At 63.9% G+C, this 19,075-nt stretch carries 16 protein-coding genes and 1 tRNA gene; 7 read left to right on the top strand and 10 right to left on the bottom strand.

What is annotated here, in order from left to right; all coding sequences use genetic code 11:
- Window positions 1-18: 18 nt before the first annotated feature.
- Complete coding sequence (locus tag VG320_RS08895; protein WP_414696002.1) at window positions 19-1,929, bottom strand: extracellular solute-binding protein; 1,911 nt, start codon at window positions 1,927-1,929, stop codon at window positions 19-21.
- Between the two features lie 116 nt (window positions 1,930-2,045).
- Between VG320_RS08895 and fabI the strand changes: the two genes are divergently transcribed.
- Window positions 2,046-2,837, top strand: coding sequence for an enoyl-ACP reductase FabI (gene fabI, locus VG320_RS08890; RefSeq protein WP_327199748.1), 792 nt, complete (start codon window positions 2,046-2,048; stop codon window positions 2,835-2,837).
- A gap of 152 nt (window positions 2,838-2,989) precedes the next feature.
- On the opposite strand, the gene VG320_RS08885 is transcribed toward fabI, so the two are convergent.
- From VG320_RS08885 to cysS, 7 genes are all read right to left on the bottom strand, one after another.
- Window positions 2,990-3,343, bottom strand: coding sequence for a hypothetical protein (locus VG320_RS08885; RefSeq protein ID WP_327199747.1), 354 nt, complete (start codon window positions 3,341-3,343; stop codon window positions 2,990-2,992).
- 773 nt (window positions 3,344-4,116) lie between these two features.
- Window positions 4,117-4,210, bottom strand: a tRNA-Ser gene (locus VG320_RS08880).
- A 197-nt stretch (window positions 4,211-4,407) separates the two neighbouring features.
- Window positions 4,408-5,658, bottom strand: a complete 1,251-nt coding sequence (locus VG320_RS08875; RefSeq protein WP_327199746.1) for an aspartate kinase — start codon at window positions 5,656-5,658, stop codon at window positions 4,408-4,410.
- Between the two features lie 481 nt (window positions 5,659-6,139).
- The gene (gene tilS / locus VG320_RS08870; protein WP_327199745.1) at window positions 6,140-7,579 is read right to left on the bottom strand and encodes a tRNA lysidine(34) synthetase TilS; all 1,440 of its coding nucleotides are present in this window, start codon (window positions 7,577-7,579) and stop codon (window positions 6,140-6,142) included.
- Window positions 7,580-7,615: 36 nt separating this feature from the next.
- Window positions 7,616-8,587, bottom strand: coding sequence for an acetyl-CoA carboxylase carboxyltransferase subunit alpha (locus VG320_RS08865; protein ID WP_327199744.1), 972 nt, complete (start codon window positions 8,585-8,587; stop codon window positions 7,616-7,618).
- A 181-nt stretch (window positions 8,588-8,768) separates the two neighbouring features.
- Window positions 8,769-9,743: a DNA-3-methyladenine glycosylase gene (locus VG320_RS08860; RefSeq protein ID WP_327199743.1), complete on the bottom strand. Its 975-nt coding sequence runs from the start codon at window positions 9,741-9,743 to the stop codon at window positions 8,769-8,771.
- 47 nt (window positions 9,744-9,790) lie between these two features.
- Window positions 9,791-11,191, bottom strand: a complete 1,401-nt coding sequence (gene cysS, locus VG320_RS08855) for a cysteine--tRNA ligase (protein ID WP_327199742.1) — start codon at window positions 11,189-11,191, stop codon at window positions 9,791-9,793.
- A gap of 293 nt (window positions 11,192-11,484) precedes the next feature.
- Here cysS and VG320_RS08850 point away from each other — a divergent pair, with 293 nt between their 5' ends.
- The 4 genes from VG320_RS08850 to VG320_RS08835 all read left to right on the top strand — a co-directional run bounded on the left by VG320_RS08850 (window position 11,485) and on the right by VG320_RS08835 (window position 14,388).
- Window positions 11,485-12,189 (top strand): tetratricopeptide repeat protein, encoded by a 705-nt coding sequence (locus tag VG320_RS08850; RefSeq protein WP_327199741.1) that lies wholly within the window; start codon window positions 11,485-11,487, stop codon window positions 12,187-12,189.
- Window positions 12,190-12,299: 110 nt separating this feature from the next.
- Window positions 12,300-12,887, top strand: a complete 588-nt coding sequence (locus tag VG320_RS08845) for a peptidylprolyl isomerase (protein WP_327199740.1) — start codon at window positions 12,300-12,302, stop codon at window positions 12,885-12,887.
- Between the two features lie 135 nt (window positions 12,888-13,022).
- Window positions 13,023-13,517: a peptidylprolyl isomerase gene (locus tag VG320_RS08840; protein ID WP_327199739.1), complete on the top strand. Its 495-nt coding sequence runs from the start codon at window positions 13,023-13,025 to the stop codon at window positions 13,515-13,517.
- 58 nt (window positions 13,518-13,575) lie between these two features.
- Complete coding sequence (locus tag VG320_RS08835) at window positions 13,576-14,388, top strand: UDP-2,3-diacylglucosamine diphosphatase (RefSeq protein WP_327199738.1); 813 nt, start codon at window positions 13,576-13,578, stop codon at window positions 14,386-14,388.
- A gap of 73 nt (window positions 14,389-14,461) precedes the next feature.
- Here VG320_RS08835 and cysE read toward each other — a convergent pair whose 3' ends face one another.
- Together cysE and VG320_RS08825 are read right to left on the bottom strand one after the other, a co-directional pair.
- On the bottom strand, window positions 14,462-15,277 hold the full coding sequence (gene cysE / locus VG320_RS08830) for a serine O-acetyltransferase (protein WP_327199737.1): 816 nt from the start codon (window positions 15,275-15,277) through the stop codon (window positions 14,462-14,464).
- A gap of 214 nt (window positions 15,278-15,491) precedes the next feature.
- On the bottom strand, window positions 15,492-16,280 hold the full coding sequence (locus VG320_RS08825; protein WP_327199754.1) for an RNA methyltransferase: 789 nt from the start codon (window positions 16,278-16,280) through the stop codon (window positions 15,492-15,494).
- 450 nt (window positions 16,281-16,730) lie between these two features.
- On the opposite strand from VG320_RS08825, the gene VG320_RS08820 reads away from it, so the two are divergent.
- Window positions 16,731-17,540: an inositol monophosphatase family protein gene (locus VG320_RS08820; protein ID WP_183723004.1), complete on the top strand. Its 810-nt coding sequence runs from the start codon at window positions 16,731-16,733 to the stop codon at window positions 17,538-17,540.
- Between the two features lie 197 nt (window positions 17,541-17,737).
- Window positions 17,738-19,036: a lysophospholipid transporter LplT gene (gene lplT / locus VG320_RS08815; RefSeq protein WP_327199736.1), complete on the top strand. Its 1,299-nt coding sequence runs from the start codon at window positions 17,738-17,740 to the stop codon at window positions 19,034-19,036.
- The last annotated feature ends 39 nt before the right edge of the window (window positions 19,037-19,075 follow it).

The raw sequence follows: 19,075 nt of genomic DNA, 5'->3' as shown, positions 1-19,075 counted from the left end.
GTGTTCCGTCGAAAAAGGTCAATGCTGCGGCTGGGGTTGTGACGGCGATGCCGGCTTGAGCCACCACGTCGAGATGATCCAGTCGATCGCGCCATAGTACAGCGGCAGCGTCGCCGGATACGCCAGGGTGTTTTTATAGGCCACGCGATGCGTCGCGCTGTACCACTGCGGCACCACATAGTAGCCGTGCAGCAGCACCCGGTCGAGCGCGTGGGTGGCGTCGAGCAGTTGCTCGCGGGTCTGCGCCTGCATCAGCGCCTTGATGATCGCATCGACCGCGGGCGACTTCAGGCCGATCAGATTGCCCGAACCGGACTCACCCGCCGCCTTGCTGCCGAAGCGGTCGAGTTCCTCCGCGCCCGGCACCTGCACGTCGGGGAACTTGATCGTGGTGAGATCGAAGTCGAAGTCGTCCAGACGCTTCTGGTACAGCGCGAAATCCACCGAACGATAATTCACGCCGATACCCAGACGTGCAAGCGCCTGGGTGTATTGCGCCATGATCGGCGCCCACTGCGCGGACGCTGCGGTGTCGTCGAGCACCTCGATCACGAAGGGATCGCCTTTCGCATTGCGCAGCGCGCCGTCGCGATAAGTCCAGCCGGCGTCGGCCAGCAGCGCGCGCGCCTTGAGCAGATTGGCGCGCAAGGAATTGGGCGGGTTGGTGTCCGGTTGCGCGGGGGGCGGTCCGAACACCGCCGGATCCAGTTGCTTGCGCAACGGTTCGAGCAAGGCCATTTCACCTGGCGACGGCGGCCCCTTGGCCTGCAGATCGGTGTTGACGAACCAGCTGTCGATGCGCCGATACTGGCTATAGAACAGCATGCGGTTGAGCCACTGGAAGTCGAGCGCGAGGTCGAGCGCCTGGCGCACGCGCACGTCCTGAAAGATCGGCTTGCGCATGTTGATCACATAGCCCTGCATGCCGGTGCCGTTGTGCTGAGGGAATTCGCGCTTCACCAGCTCACCGCTATCGAACTTCTTGCCGATATCGCGGCGCACCCAGTTACGCGCGACGTACTCCACCAGCGCATCGTATTCGCCGGCCTTGAACGCTTCGAGCCGCGCGACATCGTCCGAATACAGCTTGTAGACGATGCGGTCGAAATTGTTCTGGCCCACGCGCACCGGAAGATCGCGGCCCCAGTAGTGCTCGTCGCGCTTGTAGGTGATGGTGCGGCCATTCGAATAACGCTCGATCACGTACGGACCGCTGCCGATCGGCTCCTCGAAGGCGAGCTGGTCGAACGCAATGCGGCTGCCGTCGGCGCGCAAGCCCCACTTGTGCGAGAACACCGGCAAGCCGCCCGCGATTAGCGGCAATTCGCGATTGGTGTTGCGAAACTCAAAGCGGATCGTCGCAGGGTCGACCACCACGGCCCGCACGATATCGCCGTAATAGGCCTGCATCGACGGCGCGGCCTGACGGCTCTTGAGCGTATCGAGCGAGAATTTCACATCGTCAGCGGTCACCGGGTCGCCGTTCGAAAAACGCGCACGCGGATTCAGATGAAACGTCACGGAGCGGCGATCGGGCGCGACGTTGATATCGTCGGCGAGCAAGCCATAGGCCGAAGCCACCTCGTCCATGCTGCCCGTCGTCAGGCTCTCGAACAGCATGCCGATGCCGGGCGCGACATTGCCGCGCAGCGTGAACGGATTGAACTTGTCGAAGCTCGTCGAGCGGTCGGGATTCGCGAGTACCAGCGTGCCGCCATGAGGCGCATCCGGATTCACGTAGTCGAAGTGCTTGAAATCCGCGGGGTATTTCGGCTCGCCGTACTGCGCGATCGCGTAGACGGCGTGCGCGGCAGGCATCGTGATCCATGTGAGCGCAAAGGCGGCGGTCACGGCCGCGAGAGCCCGCTCGATACGCCGAATGCGTCCTGCGCGCCGCCACGCTGTGCTGCCTCGCGTTCCTGTCGTCATAGATCGGGGTGTCCGTCGGGGTTGTCCAGCGTGCCAGGTCATGTGTGGGAGAATTCTACCCAAACCGCGCCACGCCGCGCGCTCGATCGACTGCACCAACCCGTTCAGGAGACGTCATGGGCTTCCTTGCTGGCAAACGCATTCTTCTGACCGGGCTGCTGTCGAACCGGTCGATCGCTTATGGCATCGCTCAGGCTTGCAGACGTGAAGGCGCGGAACTCGCCTTCACCTATGTCGGCGAGCGCTTCAAGGAGCGCATCACTGAATTCGCCCAAGAGTTCGGCAGCGAGCTTATATTTCCCTGCGATGTGGCCGACGACGCACAGATCGACGCCCTCTTCACCGATCTCAAACAGCACTGGGGCACGCTCGACGGGCTCGTGCATTCGATTGGCTTCGCACCGCGCGAAGCGATTGCCGGCGACTTTCTCGACGGCATGACGCGCGAGAACTTCCGCATTGCGCACGACATCTCGGCCTACAGTTTCCCCGCCCTTGCCAAAGCCGCGCAGCCGATGCTGGCCGACAACGCAGCGCTGCTCACCCTCACCTACCTGGGCGCCGAGCGCGCGATTCCGAACTACAACACGATGGGGCTCGCGAAGGCTTCGCTCGAAGCGAGCGTGCGCTATCTTGCGGTGTCGCTCGGCGCGAAGGGCGTGCGGGTGAACGGCATTTCGGCGGGGCCGATCAAGACGCTCGCGGCGAGCGGCATCAAGAGTTTCGGCAAGATCCTGGAGTTCGTCGAACACAATGCGCCCTTGCAGCGCAATGTCACGATCGAACAGGTCGGCAATACGGCGGCGTTTTTGCTTTCGGATCTGGCGGGCGGCGTGACGGCCGAGATCGTGCACGTCGATGCGGGCTTCAATGCCGTGGTCGGCGGTATGGCGCATCTGGGCGAATAAGACGCGCATCGGGCATGGCGCCTTGAACCGACTTTGTTGCGTATGCAACGGTATGCAGAGCACAAAAAAAGCCGCCCGAAGGCGGCTTTCTTTTTTCCTGCGCTGTGCGTGTCCTGCGACGAGAAACACGCGCGGCGTAGGATGAAATCAGCTTAGTGCCAATGTCCCGGCGGCGGGCCACCGTGATCCCAGCCGCGACCACGGCCCGGGCCATAGCCACCGCCATGATGGCGATACCAGTCATCGCGCGCCCAGTAGCGGCGGCCATCCCAGTAACGGTCGCCGTGCCAGCCAATCACGATCGCAGGCGCGCCATAGCCATACACCGGCGCAGGCTGATAGACGACGGGCGGCGGAGGCGGCGGAGCATAGACCGGTTGCGGAGCGACATAAACCGGGGCCGGAATACCGATGTTGACACCGACGCTCACGCCAGCGAAGGCCGCGCTCGACGCACCGATAGCCAAGCCCCCGAGCAGCATTGCAACAACACGAGCGAACTTCATGGACTCACCTTTTGGGGTTGATGTTTTGTTGAAGCCAATATAGCGCAGGCTCCCCAGCCCGCGTATTTCAACTTTGTAAGAACTGATGCACAAAAGCACGCTATCCCTCTTTGCGTAACGTCCAGTTACATCGGATCGGTCGTCGCAATAAAGCGCCTTCGAGAAAGCATCTACGGGCGATAGTTCCAGCATGCCTGCCGTGTCAAGAGCAACCGTTTGCGCACTGCCGCAGCGCTGCCCTTGTGACGGCGACCCGGAGGATATCATCGCTTTGCATCAAGCGTGAACGCGCTTGCAGGCATCTCGCCGATTGTGGATCGTGGCGCTTCGTGCAACCCTACGGCAGCATGCGATATGCCTGCCGGATCGCTTACAACAATCCTTCCAACAAAATTCCCTGATACTGCGGCGGCGAAATTTTACTTCGGATACCAAACTAAACTGGCGCGAGCGTGAGGACACCACCCATCGCTTGCATCGCAATTTTAGGCGAAGGCCCACGACGGCTATCAACGCATTATGTGAGCCTGTCAGACTGCCGCGCATTCATCTCTCTCTAACGAATCACACGCGAATGCCACGCGCGCGCGAATTCCGTCAGCACACGTTAAAACAGGGAGGACTTCGAAAATTGTCGCAGTCCTATCGGAATGCGTTGGTACGTTCACTCCGCAGAAAGTGAGTACCTGTCGGGGAGCCGCGCGTCGTAAAAAATCGCGCGGAAAAAGAAAAACCCCGCAAGCCGAGACTTGCGGGGTTTCCACCGCCATTACTGGCGGAGACGGAGGGATTCGAACCCTCGATCCAGGTTTTGGCCCAGATGCTCCCTTAGCAGGGGAGTGCCTTCGACCTCTCGGCCACGTCTCCCGAAAATCTTCGTTGGCGCCAGGGAGGCAGCGCAACGAAGCCAAGATAATAGCGGGTTAAAGCCGATCGGTCAATTCATAAGACGCTTTTTTTGCTAACTTTTTTCAGCAAGCGCGGCAACGGGTTCAAACCATCCATCGAACGCGTCACGCGCAGCGTCTACTACGACCTTTCGGCGTCACACCGCCGTCACAACATCAAGCCTGTTCGAGCTCGAATGCCTTATGCAGCGCGCGCACGGCGAGCTCCATGTACTTCTCGTCGATCAGCACCGAAATCTTGATTTCCGACGTCGAGATCATCTGGATGTTGATGCCCTCTTCCGACAGCGTGCGGAACATCTTGCTCGCCACGCCCACGTGCGAGCGCATGCCCACGCCGACCACCGAGACCTTCGACACCTTCGCGTCGCCGAGCACCTTCTCCGCGCTCACGTGACCCTGCACGGTGTTCTTGAGCACGTCGACGGCGCGCTGATAGTCGCCGCGCGGCACCGTGAACGTGAAGTCGGTCTTGCCGTCCACGCTCTGGTTCTGGATGATCATGTCGACGTCGATGTTCGCGTCCGCCACCGGGCCGAGGATCTGATACGCGATGCCGGGCTTGTCGGGCACACCGGCCACGATGATGCGGGCCTCGTCGCGCTGGAACGCGATACCCGAGATGACTGCTTTTTCCATGGTCTCGTCTTCTTCAAAAGTAATCAGGGTGCCCGACTTCATTTCCGCGTCGAGGTCCATCATCGGGTCGGTCAGGCTGGAGAGCACGCGCGTCTTCACCTGATACTTGCCCGCGAATTCGACCGAGCGGATCTGCAGCACCTTCGAGCCGAGGCTGGCCATTTCCAGCATCTCTTCAAAGGTGATGCGGTCGAGGCGCCGTGCGTCGTCCACCACGCGCGGGTCGGTCGTGTAGACGCCATCCACGTCGGTGTAGATGAGGCATTCGTCGGCCTTGAGCGCAGCCGCCACTGCAACCGCCGAAGTGTCCGAGCCGCCGCGGCCGAGCGTGGTGATGTGGCCTTCGGGGTCGATGCCCTGGAAGCCCGTGATCACGACCACCTTGCCGGCGTCGAGATCGGCCATCACGCGTTCGCCGTCGATGTCGTTGATGCGCGCCTTCGTGAAGGCGCTATCGGTTTTGACGGGCACTTGCCAGCCGGTGTAGCTGATGGCGTCCACGCCCGCATCCTGCAGCGCGATCGAGAGCAGACCGACGCTCACCTGTTCGCCGGTCGACGCAATCATGTCGAGCTCGCGCGGATTCGGCTGCGGCGAAATTTCTTTCGCGAGACCGAGCAGACGATTGGTTTCGCCGGACATCGCCGAGGGCACGACGACCATCTTGTGGCCGGCCTTGTGCCATTTGGCAACGCGCTTGGCAACGTTCTTGATGCGCTCGACCGAGCCCATCGAGGTGCCGCCGTATTTGTGTACGATGAGTGCCATTGTCGTTCTGAACTGGAGATGTTACCGCGCTGGCGCACCGAAGACGGCGCTGCCCGAAAGGCCGGTGAGGACGACGAAGACGACCAGAAAACCGGACCGCGGCAGCGGCTTGGCGCGTGCAGCACACGCGGAATTTGCCCCGGAACCGCGAAGCCATGGTGGTTCGCGCGCTCCGCCCGCACACCGCTACGACGTCCTTGCAACCGTCGGATACCGCTCGAAGGAAAAATCGCGCCTTCAGGGAGTGCGCCGCTTTTGACGGCGTCCGTGAACGCGAAAAAGCGGGCTGGACAAACAACTTACCCTACCCGATCAAGGTCGAAATTACAAGATCAAAGTGGCCGACGGGAAGCCAAAAAGGCTTGTGCGGCAAGGATTTGCGGCGTCCTGACGACACCGGCCGCCAGCGCAGCGATGCGATACCCCCAACGGGATTCGCCACCGCGCGGCAAAAATGACCGGCACGCAAGGCCGCAGCGGCTCAGGCGATCTGCAGATCTTCGCGCCATTCGATGCGGCGCCACCCTTGCGGATGCGCCCTGTCCTGCTCGCCGAACGCCGAACGATTCACGCCAATGCGGGGCACGAACAGCAGCGTCTCGCCGCTATAAAGCAGCGGCACGTCGCGCTCCCACGCGGGCACGCCGCGCGACTGGAACAGGTTCTTGAGCGTGCGGCTCAGATTCGCGGCTTCGTCGCGCAGACGCTCGCCGCCTTCGCGCGCTCTCGCCACAAGCGGCGCTTGCCACAGCACGGATTCGGGCACGGCATCAGGATCGCTTGCGTCGGCGGGGGCAAAAACATAGGTGCCGCGCCATGGCGGTAAGCGCCAGATTTCCTCGCCGCGCCAGATCAACTGCACAGGCTCGCGTTGCACGCCCTCGCCTGGCGTCTGCGTAACGGCTACGGAAACCACTGCATCCCAGAACACTTCGCCGCGATAACAGCGCAGCGTACGACCCGCATGATCGACGCGCAGCGCGTGACCCTCGCCCTCGCGTGCGATCTCGCGCAACTGGCGCAAGGCATCGGCTAACCGCGCCGTGGACGCTGCCGGCAAGCCGAGCGTGCGCATCCAGTAGCGCAGCAGATTGAGCGCGCGCGCATCGTCGAGCGCGACCACGGCGTGATGCGAGAGCGCATCGTCACGGCTGGCGCGAGCCGCCTGCAGATCGCCGCGCGCCAGATCGTCGAGCAGACCTTGCGCCGATGCCGCATGCGCCGCCGTGCGCGCGAGCGCCTCGCGAAAGCCCGGAAAATGCGCGGACAGCGCAGGCATCACGTCATGACGCAGTGCATTGCGCGCGTAGCGCGTATCGGCGTTCGATTCGTCTTCGATCCAGCGCAGGTCGTACGCATGCGCATAGCGCTCAAGTTGTGCGCGCAACAAACCCAGCAGCGGCCGCACGCGCGTCACGCCACCCGCCACCTCGCGCGCAGGCGCCATCGCGGCGAGTCCCGCGAGACCCGCGCCGCGCAGCAATTGCAGCAAGACGGTTTCGGCCTGATCGTCGGCGTGCTGGGCAAGCCAGAGCGCCTGCACACCGTGCGCGGCGCACATCGCATCGAGCGCCCGATAGCGCGCGTCGCGCGCCGCCGCTTCCACGCCCGCCGCGTCGTCGGGTGCGACGTCCACGTGTTGCGCGTCGAAGCTCACGCCATACGCGCGCGCCGTGGCTTCGCAATGAGCGAGCCATGCATCTGCGTTCGGACTCAGGCCGTGATGCACATGCAACGCAATGAGGCGCTCCGCGCCCGCGATACGCGCGGCCGCATCGAGCAGCACCGACGAATCGAGCCCACCGCTATACGCGATGGCGATCTTCACATCGCCTGGCAGCGCAGAAAGCACAACGCCGAGCGCGTCGCGAACGATGCGCCCGGCGTCGGAACCGGAATCAAACTCGGAATGGGCAGTCACGGCATGACGGCGCGTGAGCCTTGAACGCCCGGCGCCTTACGCGCCCGGCGTCGTTTCCTTGTACTTGCCGTAAGCCATGAGGCGTTCGAAACGGCGTTGCTTCAGTTCGGCGATGCTCATGCCCTGGAACTGGCGCAGCGAGTCGGACAGTGCGCGGCGCAGCAGCGCGGCCATGCCCTTAGGATCGCGGTGCGCGCCGCCCAGCGGCTCGTTGACGATCTTGTCGATCAGGCCCAGCGCCTTCAGGCGGTGCGCCGTAAGGCCCAGTGCTTCGGCGGCGTCCGGCGCCTTGGCGGCGCTCTTCCACAGAATCGACGCGCACCCTTCCGGCGAAATCACCGAGTACGTCGAGAACTGCAGCATCATGACCGTGTCAGCCACGGCGATCGCGAGCGCGCCGCCCGAACCGCCTTCGCCGATGATCGTCGTGATGATCGGCGTCTTGAGTTCAGCCATCACGTAGAGGTTGTGGCCGATCGCTTCCGACTGGCCGCGCTCTTCCGCGCCGATGCCCGGGTACGCGCCCGGCGTGTCGACGAACGTGAAGATCGGCAGGCCGAATTTTTCCGCCAGACGCATCAGACGTTCGGCCTTGCGATAGCCTTCCGGACGCGGCATGCCGAAGTTGCGCGCAGCGCGCTCCTTGGTGTCGCGGCCCTTCTGGTGGCCGATGATCATGCAGGGCTGACCGTTGAAACGCGCGAAACCGCCGACCACGGACAGGTCATCCGCGTAGGAGCGGTCGCCATGCAGTTCGTGGAAGTCGGTGAACAGCTCGTTCACATAGTCGAGCGTGTACGGGCGTTGCGGATGACGTGCGATCTGCGAAACCTGCCACGGGCTCAGGTTCGCGTAGAGGTCCTTCGTGAGCTGCTGGCTCTTCTTCGACAGGCGATCGATCTCTTCCGAAATATCGACGGCCGAGTCGTCCTGAACGAAGCGCAGTTCTTCGATTTTCGCTTCGAGTTCAGCGATCGGCTGTTCGAAATCCAGAAACGTGGTTTTCATGTGTTGGAATCCTTGCACTTTGCGGCAGCGCGTATTCTAACCGCGCCGGCTAAGATCGAAATCAGAGCGGAACTATCGAATTCAGATAGTGATAGGAAAATTCTGATAAAACTGGGAGGCGCTTAAGAGGGCCAGGCCGCCGCGCCAGCAGCGTGGCGCCATTCCGGACGGCAACCGGCTCTCACGCGTGCTCTAGGCTGCGCCACATATACCACGTTGCGACGGTTCGCCACGGCTCCCAGTTGGCCGCCACTTCGCGCGCTTCGCTGCGCGTGACGGGTTCGCCGCTGAAGTAGTTGACGCTGATCGCCTGGATCAGACCCAGGTCGTCGAGCGGCAGCACGTTCGGGCGCGCGAGATTGAAGATCAGGAACATCTCGGCGGTCCAGCGGCCGATGCCGCGAATCGCGGTGAGTTCGGCGATCACGTCCTCGTCGTCCATCGTGGTCCACTTGCCCACGTGCAACGCGCCCGACACGAAATGCTGGGCGAGATCGAGGATGTATTCCGTCTTGCGCTTCGACAGCCCGCAGGCTGCGAGTTTTTCGTGACCGAGCTTGATGAACTGTTGCGGAACGAGCTTCGGACATGCGGCTTCGACGCGCTTCCACAGCGCTTGCGCCGCCGCCGTCGAAATCTGCTGGCCGACCACCGAGCGCGCGAGCGTAACGAACGGGTCGTCGCTGCTCATGAGATGCACGGGGCCGAACTTCGGAATCAGCTTCTTGAGAATGCGGTCGCGCTTGACGAGGTCCGCACAGGCCTTGTCCCAGTAATCGGGGCGCACGACTTCATGCTCCGCGTCACCCAAAGGTGCGGCTGCCGCCTGGGTGGCGTCGCCCAACGCGGCGCTCTCCGACGCTGCGGGCATGATGCCCGCGCCGTCGATGGCGCTGCCATTGGCCTTCGCGCGCGACGGCTTCGCCGCGCCGTTGATGGCGTGCGTGTCCGTGTCTGCGTGCGCCTTCGCGCCGCGACCGGAAACGGTCTTCGCTGTGCCCTTCTTCGCGCCGGCCGCTTTGGCGGCTTCGGTTTCCTGCTGTGCCGTGAGCGCGCCACCGCGCGCCGCACGTCGTGCGGCCGGGCTGGTTTCGTCGCCCGCCGCGCCCGTTAGTGACGCAGACCGCCTGGCCTGCGTCTTCGTGGCCGTTGCCATCCTGCCTCCTGCCTCGCGAATCGATCAGTGGGAACTGGACAGCCCGCTTAGACGCGGCGCCACTCGGTCAATCCGCCCGGTTTGTCTTCGAGCGCGACACCGGCATCGAGCAGTTCGGCCCGGATCCGGTCCGCCTCCGCATATTGCTTAGCCTGCTTCGCGGCCGTGCGTGCGGCGATCTTCGCTTCGATCGCGGCGCTGTCGAGCGCGCCTGCCACATCGAGCGCGCCTGCGCCCTGCTGCAGAAACGCACGCGGCTCGCGCACGAGCACGCCGAGCACGCGCGCGAGGCGCTGCAACTGACGCGCCAGCACGGCGTCGCCAGTGCGGTTCACTTCGCTTGCCAGCTCGAACAGCACCGAGATGGCCACAGGCGTGTTGAAATCGTCGTTCATCGCCGCGCTAAAACGCTGCGCATGCGCTTCGTTCCAGTCCAGCTCGCCCGCGTCCGGCGTCACATCCTTGAGCGCCGTATAAAGCCGTGTGAGCGCGCTGCGCGCGTCGTCGAGATGCACGTCGCTGTAATTCAACGGCGAACGATAATGCGCGCGCGCCATGAAAAAGCGCACCACTTCGGCATCGTACTTCGCCAGCACTTCGCGGATCGTAAAGAAGTTGCCGAGCGACTTCGACATCTTCTCGTTGTCGATATTGACGAACCCGTTGTGCATCCAGTAATTGACGAACTTCTCGCCCGTCGCGCCTTCGCTCTGCGCGATTTCGTTCTCATGGTGCGGGAACTGCAGATCCTGACCGCCGCCATGAATGTCGAAATGATCGCCCAGCAGCGTGCAACCCATCGCCGAACATTCGATGTGCCAGCCCGGACGGCCTCGACCGTATTGCGAATCCCAGCTCGTGTCGGCCGGCTCTTCCGGTTTTGCCTGTTTCCACAGCACGAAGTCAAGCGGATCCTGCTTGGCATCGTTGGCGGCCACACGTTCGCCCGAGCGCAGGTCTTCGAGCGACTTGCCCGAGAGCGCGCCGTAGTGCGCGAACTTGCGCACCGCATAGTTCACGTCGCCGTCCGTGCCCTGGTAGGCGTAGCCGTTCTTTTCCAGCGTGCCGATCATGTCGAGCATCTGCGGAATGTATTGCGTGGCGCGCGGCTCGTGATCGGGACGCTCGACGCCGAGCGCGTCTGCGTCTTCATGCAGCGCGGCGATGTAGCGGTCGGTGAGCGCCTTGATGGTTTCGCCGTTCTCCACCGCACGACGGATGATCTTGTCGTCGATGTCGGTGATGTTGCGCACATAGGTCACCTTGTAACCGAGCGTGCGCAGCCAGCGCTGCACGATATCGAACACCACCATCACACGCGCATGGCCAACGTGACAATAGTCGTACACCGTCATGCCGCAGACGTACATGCGTACGACGCCGGGCTCAAGTGGCACGAAATTTTGCTTGTCACGCGCGAGCGTGTTGTAGATGCGCAGTGATTCCATAAAGACGGTGGATACGTGGGTCGAAAGAAATCCGCAGCAGCGCCGACAGCAGCCCGTGGGTGCATGGCACCGCTTTGCTCGAGGCTGCGTACAGTCGCGCTCAATCAGTCATCAGGGCGGAGACGACCACGAGTGGCGAAAGAAAGCCGTGCATTTCGCGGGAGCCGACCGTCCGGAATCGGGACTGCAACGAACCGGAACAGGCGCTCAACCGGCGCGCCACCAAAGCGCGCGACGAAACGCACAGACCTTTTGTTAGAATGGCTCGGAGTATAACACCGCGACCTCACCCTATGAAATCTTCCAGCGGCCGCGCGCCTCGCGCTGCGACCTTTGCCATGGCGGCTCTCGCGAGTGTCGCGATCGTCCTTTGCGGCGCTCGCGCTGCGCTTGCGGCGCCTCCTGCGACGGCCGACGGCACGCCCGGCGCCGACACCGCGATTGCCCAGCACAACTGGGCCGCGGCGCTCACGGAACTCGACGCGCGCATCAAGTCGAACCCGCGCGACGTGCAGGCGAAATTCAAGCGCGCGACCATCCTCGCGCGCCTGGGCCGCGACGACGACGCGATCGCAGCGTTCACCGAACTCACCCAGACTTACCCCGAATTGCCCGAGCCGTACAACAACCTCGCGGCGCTCTACGCGAAGCACGGCCGCTACGACGAAGCGCGCATTGCGCTGGAAACGGCGACCAAGGCCAATCCGTCGTACACGCTCGCCTGGGAAAACCTGGGCGACCTGTATCTGCGCCTGGCTTCCGCTTCGTACCGCCGTGCGAGCACGCTCGGCCACACGAGCGGCGCGACCCAGCAGCGCCTCGCCGACATCGACAAGATCGTCAATCCGCCGGCAGCGGGCAAGACCGCGCACGAAGCCGCAGCCGCGACCGGCGCCAGCGCCACGCGCGTCGGCCCGATGCTCGACAATCCGGTGTACCAGTTCGGCGGCCCCACCGGGTCGCTGGCGATGCCGCCCTTCATGGCGCCGTCGAACTAAAGAAGCAAAGCCGCCGCCGCGCGCCGCTGGACTCACAACAGCAGTCAAAACAGCACTTAAAAACCAACGGCGCGCTTCGACATGTTTTTCCCGTACTTCCGAGGATTCAAATGAAATGGTTGATGTTGGCGCTCGGCAGCGCCGCCCTGATCGCGAACGCGCCCGCTTTTGCGCAGTCGGCCCCGCAGGCCCAGGCCGCGCATCCGCAGGTGCTGATCAAGACCAGTGAAGGCGACATTCGCGTCGAGCTGTATCCCGAGAAAGCGCCCAAGACCGTCGACAATTTCCTCCAGTACGTGAAGGCCGGCCAGTACAACGGCACGATCTTCCATCGCGTGATCCGCGGCTTTATGATCCAGGGCGGCGGCTACACGACCAGCTTCGTCGAAAAGCCCACGCGTGCGCCGATCCCGCTCGAAAGCAAGAACGGCCTGAAGAACCAGACCGGCACGCTTGCGATGGCGCGCACGAGCGACCCGAATTCGGCGACCGCGCAGTTCTTCATCAACACGGTGGATAACGCCAACCTCGACTATCCGAATCCGGACGGCAACGGTTACGCGGTGTTCGGCAAGGTCACCCAGGGCATGGACATCGTGAAGAAGATCGAAGCGGCGCCCACCACCTCGCGCGGCCCGATGTCCGATGTGCCCCAAAAGGAAATCGTGATCCAGTCGGCTACGCTGGTCGGCAAGTAATCACCAGCCCGGCGTTACGGCCACCTCCCTCATTCTCCGCGCGGCGCGGCACCGGTACACGCGAAGGCACACGTCCCGCCTCGTACCGGCACTGCGCCGCCCCACTCCCCCCAGCCACAGGCAAAGGATTCCATCATGGTCGAACTGCATACGAACCACGGCGTCATCAAGCTCGAACTCGACGCCGAAAAGGCACCGAAGACGGTCGCCAACTTCCTCGAATACGTCAAGAGCGGCCACTACAGCGGCACGGTGTTCCACCGCGTCATCGACGGCTTCATGATCCAGGGCGGCGGCTTCGAAGCGGGCATGAAGCAAAAGCCCACCCAGGCACCGATCGAAAACGAAGCGAACAACGGCCTGAAGAACGTGCGTGGCTCGATCGCCATGGCGCGCACGAATGACCCGCATTCGGCATCGGCACAGTTCTTCATCAACGTCGCCGATAACGACTTCCTGAACCACTCGTCGCCGACGCCGCAAGGCTGGGGCTACGCTGTGTTCGGCAAGGTCGTGGACGGTCTGGACGTGGTCGAGAAGATCAAGTCGGTCAAGACGGGCTCGAAGGGCTTCCATCAGGACGTGCCGGTCGACGACGTCGTGATCGAAAAGGCTGTCGTCGTCGAATAATCGCGACGTACGCTGGCATTAACGGTTTGAATTAAACACACAGGCGCACGCTTCATCGATGCTGCAGGAAAAGACACGGGGATTGGGGATGGCCGCCGCGGGCGTGCCCGGTGAGGGCAAGCGTCCGCACGCGGCACGTCCCTTCCTGTTCATTTCCGACCTGCATTTGAGCGAAGCGATTCCGCGCACGGTCGCCGCGTTCGAACACTTCATCCGGGTCACGGCCGATCAGGCCGACTCGGTGTTCATACTCGGCGACCTCTTCGAATACTGGATCGGCGACGACATGCTCGTCGAACCCTTCGTCGCGCGCATGGCCGCGTTGATGCATACGCTCTCCGAGCGCGGCATCGCGCTCTACATCATGCACGGCAACCGCGACTTCCTGATGGGCAAGCGCTTCATGAAAGCGGCGGGCGCAATCTGGCTGCCCGACCCCATCGCCATCACCGCGTTCGGCACACGAATCGCGCTCGCGCACGGCGACGCGCTGTGTACCGACGATCGCGGCTACCAACTCTTTCGCAAGCTCGCGCGCAACCGGCTCGCGCAACTGCTATTTCTGGCGTGGCCGTTCCGCTGGCGCCGGGCGCTGGCCGAGCGCATGCGCCGCAAGAGCGAAGCTGGGCGCGAACGGCCAGTTTCCCCGGCTAACGCGAAATACGACGTCACCGCCAAAGGCGTAGCGGCGCTCTTCAAGCGCGCCCGCGCGAACACGATCATTCATGGGCATACGCATCGGCCCGCGCGCCATGCGGAGCCTGGCGGCACGCGCTGGGTGCTGCCCGACTGGGAACTCGATCACGGCACGCGGCGTGGCGGCTATCTGCGCGTCGATGCGGAAGGCTTCAGGGTGTTTCCGCTCGATTGAGCGCAGCCGCATCAGGCCCGCGAAATGAAAACAGCCGCTTGAAGCGGCTGTTTTTTTGGGCGCGAGGACGGATTCAGACGTGTGCTGACGCGTCCTCCTGAGCCTTCTCCTGCGGGATCACTTCACCCTCCAGTCCCGCGGACAGGCGACGCAACTCGACGAGGGCCGCGTCCGCGCCATGCAACGCCTCAAGACGCGCACCCAGGCGTTCAAGCGCGGCGACGATCGCATCGACGCGCTGCGTCTGCGTGGCGGCATGATCGATCAGACCGTGAATGGCGAGCGACACGGGATCGTCCGCGTTCGGCGTGATGCCGTAGGCGCAGAAACCCTCGCGCGCCGACGCCGGCTTCGCCTGCTCCACGCCGCTCCTTGCCGGTGCGATGATCCGCGCCGGATTGCCGACTGCGGTGCCGCCTGCGGGCACCGGCTTGACGACCACGGCGTTCGAGCCGATCTTCGCCTGCGCGCCCACCGTGAAACCGCCCAGCACCTTCGCGCCCGCGCCGACGATCACGCCGGGACCGAGCGTCGGGTGCCGCTTCGCGCCGCGCGTGAGCGACGTGCCACCGAGCGTCACGCCCTGATAGATGGTGCAATCGTCGCCCACTTCCGCCGTCTCGCCGATCACCACGCCCATACCGTGATCGATGAAAACACGCCGTCCGATGGTCGCGCCGGGGTGGATTTCGATGCCGGTCAGAAAACGCGCCAGTTGCGAGACATAGCGCGCGAGCCAGCGGCGCTTCGCCCGCCAGCAGGCGTGCGCAAAGCGATGCAGGACGAGCGCGTGCAGACCCGGATAACAGGTCAGGACTTCCCAGGCGCTGCGGGCGGCGGGATCGCGCTCGCGGATCGTGGCGATGTCTTCGCGAAGTCTCTTGAACATGACAGTCACACGCTGGACGTGAGGAACAGGGGGATGACGCGGCCACGCGTTGCGGATCTGAATCCGGCGCGCGGCTCGGGCACAGGGCCTTAGCAGCCGTGCCGATTTGCTTATGATGTGGAATCGATTGTAGGCGAAAGGCGCGCGGCGGCCGGGAAGCCCCCGCGGCCAGCAAGGTTGGAGGCTACGCGGCCCGCGGCAACCCGATTTCCGCCTATTTGCCGTCCGTGCCCTTGAGCATGAGGATGTGCTTGGCGATGCCGCGCACGATATTGACCTCTTCGCGCTCCAGCCCCGAACGGGCGAAAAGCCGCCGCAGACGCGACATCAGCTTCTTCGGATTGGCGGGATCGAGAAAATCGAGCGCGATCAGCGCGTTTTCGAGGTGCACGTACATGCGCTCGATGTCGTCGCTAGTGGCAAGCGGCGTACCGGTGCCGGGCGCGCCCGACGCGCCAGCGCCGCCAGCAACGGGCAGCGCCGCACCAGCGCCGCTCTCGTCTAGATAAGCCATCCGCAATTCATAGGCGAGCACCTGCACCGCCTGGGCAAGATTGAGCGAGCTATAAGCAGGATTGGCCGGGATATGCGCCAGCGCGCTGCAACGCTCCACATCTTCGTTCGACAAGCCGGTGCGCTCGTTGCCGAACACGAGCGCGATGTCGCCGTGCGCAACCTGGCGGCAGGCATCCTGCACCGCATGGCGCGGCGCGCCCGGCGGCGGCCCGTACTCGCGCATACGCGCCGTGAGCGCGAGCGACCATTGCGTGCCCGCCAGCGCATCGGCGAGGGTCGGGACGATGTGGGCGGCAGCCAGCACGTCGTCCGCGCCGCTCGCCATGGCGATCGCCTCGGGGTCGAGCTGAACCTGCGGCACGCGCGGCGCAACCAGAACCAGGCGCGAAAAACCCATGGTCTTGATCGCACGCGCCGCCGCGCCGACATTGCCGGGATGGCTCGGCTCGACCAGCACGAAACGCGTGGAGGTGAAACCGCCGCGCAGCGGCTCGTGGGCCTCGCCGGTGGCGTGCGCGGGTTGGTCGGCGGGTTGGTCGCCGGGTTGATCGGGATGGGAGTCAGCGGGTTGGACCAAGATGAATCTCTGAGAACGGCGTAAGGAAACAGCTATGTTAGCGCGCCTTGCGCCCGTGGCCTATGCGGGCCGTCGGCGAAACGCCCGTGAAGCCTCACACGGTCACATTCATGCATTACGCGCGCACCGTCAGCCCAGACGCCCAAGACTCAGGTAAAATGCGAGGTTCGCGCGCGTTTTGTCGGCATTTTTCTGTCGGTCAAGCCACCGCGCCCCGCTCTTATCCAATTCGTCTCCGTTGGCGGGACAGGCACCGCAAGCCACGTGGCTTGCGCCCTGTCCAATCGTTAGACGCTTTTATCTTCGGCACCCCCGTGCGCCGCGTCGCCCGCGCGCGCCGGACAACAAGGATCCAGGCTCATGCATCCCATGCTCAACATCGCTGTCAAGGCCGCGCGCCGCGCCGGACAGATCATCAACCGCGCGTCGCTCGATCTCGACCTCGTGCAGGTCGCGAAGAAGCAGCACAACGATTTCGTCACGGAAGTCGACAAGGCGGCCGAAGCCGCCATCATCGAAACGCTCAAGACCGCCTATCCCGATCACGCGATCCTCGCCGAAGAATCGGGCGAGTCGGACAACGAGTCGGAATACCAGTGGATCATCGATCCGCTCGACGGCACCACCAACTTCATCCACGGCTTCCAGTACTACTGCGTGTCGATCGCGCTCGTGCACCGCGGCGTCATCACGCAGGCCGTGGTCTATGACCCGACCCGCAATGACCTGTTCACCGCCTCGCGCGGCCGTGGCGCGTTCCTGAACGACCGCCGTATCCGCGTGGGCCGCCGCGACCGTCTGGCCGACGGCCTGATCGGCACGGGCTTCCCGTTCCGCGAAAAGGACGGCCTCGACAGCTACTGCGAACTGTTCGCCGACATGACCAACGCCTGCGCCGGCCTGCGCCGCCCGGGCGCCGCCGCGCTCGATCTGGCGAACGTCGCCGCGGGCCGCATGGACGGCTTCTTCGAACAGGGCCTCAACCCGTGGGACGTGGCCGCAGGCGCGCTGCTGATCACGGAAGCCGGTGGTCTGGTCGGTAACTACACGGGCGATTCGGACTTCCTGCACATGGGCGAAGTGGTCGCGGGCAACCCGAAGATCTACGCGCAAATGGTGCCGATCCTCTCGAAGTACACGCGCGTCAAGAAGGAAACGAAGGAAGCCTGAGTCCGGCTCTGAGTCCGGCATGACGTGGGCGGGCCGCTGCAGCGCGCGGCCGCCCATGTCACAATCGCCGGGAGCGTGGCTGACGTTGCAGCCCGCCCCGACGCGTCAAGCGGCTTCGGCCGCTTTTTTGTTTCGCGCGCCAGTGCCTGACGGCGCCGCTTGATTCTTTTGCCCGATCCATCCCCGGTCCACCCGCGATGAAAAAAGGCTTCTACACGATCATCGCCGCGCAGTTCGTTTCGTCGCTCGCCGACAACGCGCTCCTGATTGCGGCAATCGCGCTGCTCACGGTGATTTCGTCGCCGGCCTGGGTCACGCCGCTACTGCAGATCTTTTTCACCGTCTCCTACGTGCTGCTCGCGCCATTTGTCGGCGCCTTCGCAGACGCGCTGCAAAAGCGCCACGTCATGTTCGTCTCGAACGCGCTCAAGGCGATCGGCTGCCTGATGATGATCGCGGGCGTGCATCCGATGCTGGCCTATGGCGTGGTGGGTTTTGGCGCTGCGGCCTACTCGCCCGCAAAGTACGGAATCCTCACCGAATTGCTGCCCGCCGATAAACTCGTGGCCGCCAACGCGTGGCTCGAATCGGCGACGGTGCTGTCCACGATCGTCGGCACGATGATGGGCGGCGCGCTCGTCTCCACTTATGCCGCGCGCTTTGTCACACATCATCCGCTGCCGCTGATTCATTCGGCCGCGGATCTCGCAATGCTCGCGACGATGATCACTTACGCGATCGCCGCACTCATCAACATCGGCATTCCGGACACCGGCGCGCGCTACGAAAACCGTCTCAAAGAGCCGGGCCGCCTGGTCTCCGATTTCACGCACTGCTTCAACGTGCTGTGGGCCGACAAGCTCGCGCAAATCGCGCTGTGGGTCACGACGCTGATGTGGGGCGCGGCCGTCACGCTGCAATTGCTGGTGCTCAAATGGGCCGACGCGAACCTCGGCCTGTCGCTTTCGAAGGCCGCCGTGATGCAGGGCGTAACGGGACTGGGCATCGCGTTGGGCGCGGCCGCCGCCGCCGCATGGGTGTCGTTGCGCGCATCGCTGCGCGTGCTGCCCGTGGGCGTACTGTGCGGCGTGGTGTCGGTGGCGATGGCCTTCTACAGCAAGAATCTTTTCCCGGCCGGCGAAGGCGTGCGCATCGGCACTTTCGTGATGCCCTTCTATCTGCTGTTCGCCTATCCGCTGATGATTCTGCTCGGCACGCTCGCAGGCTTTTTTATCGTGCCGATGAACGCGCTGCTCCAGCATCGTGGCGCGACCCTGCTTTCGGCGGGGCACTCGATCGCCGTGCAAAACTTCAACCAGAACCTCGCAGTGCTGCTGATGCTCGGCGCGTACGCACTGCTGCTCACGGCGAAAATGCCGGCGAAGTGGATCATCGTCGTATTCGGCATCTTCGTTTCCGGGTTGATCTGGCTCGCCATGCGGCGCAGTGCGGCAAACGCACGCACGGTCGACATGCAGGCGCTGGTCGACGAATAAGGCTCGGCCGTCCAGCGCGCCCCGGCACGCGATCTCCGT

The organism is Paraburkholderia sp., from assembly GCF_035948235.1.
Classification (GTDB): Bacteria; Pseudomonadota; Gammaproteobacteria; order Burkholderiales; family Burkholderiaceae; genus Paraburkholderia.
Note: the sequence above shows the minus strand (reverse complement) of the source record. Positions and strands in the feature narration are given on the sequence as shown.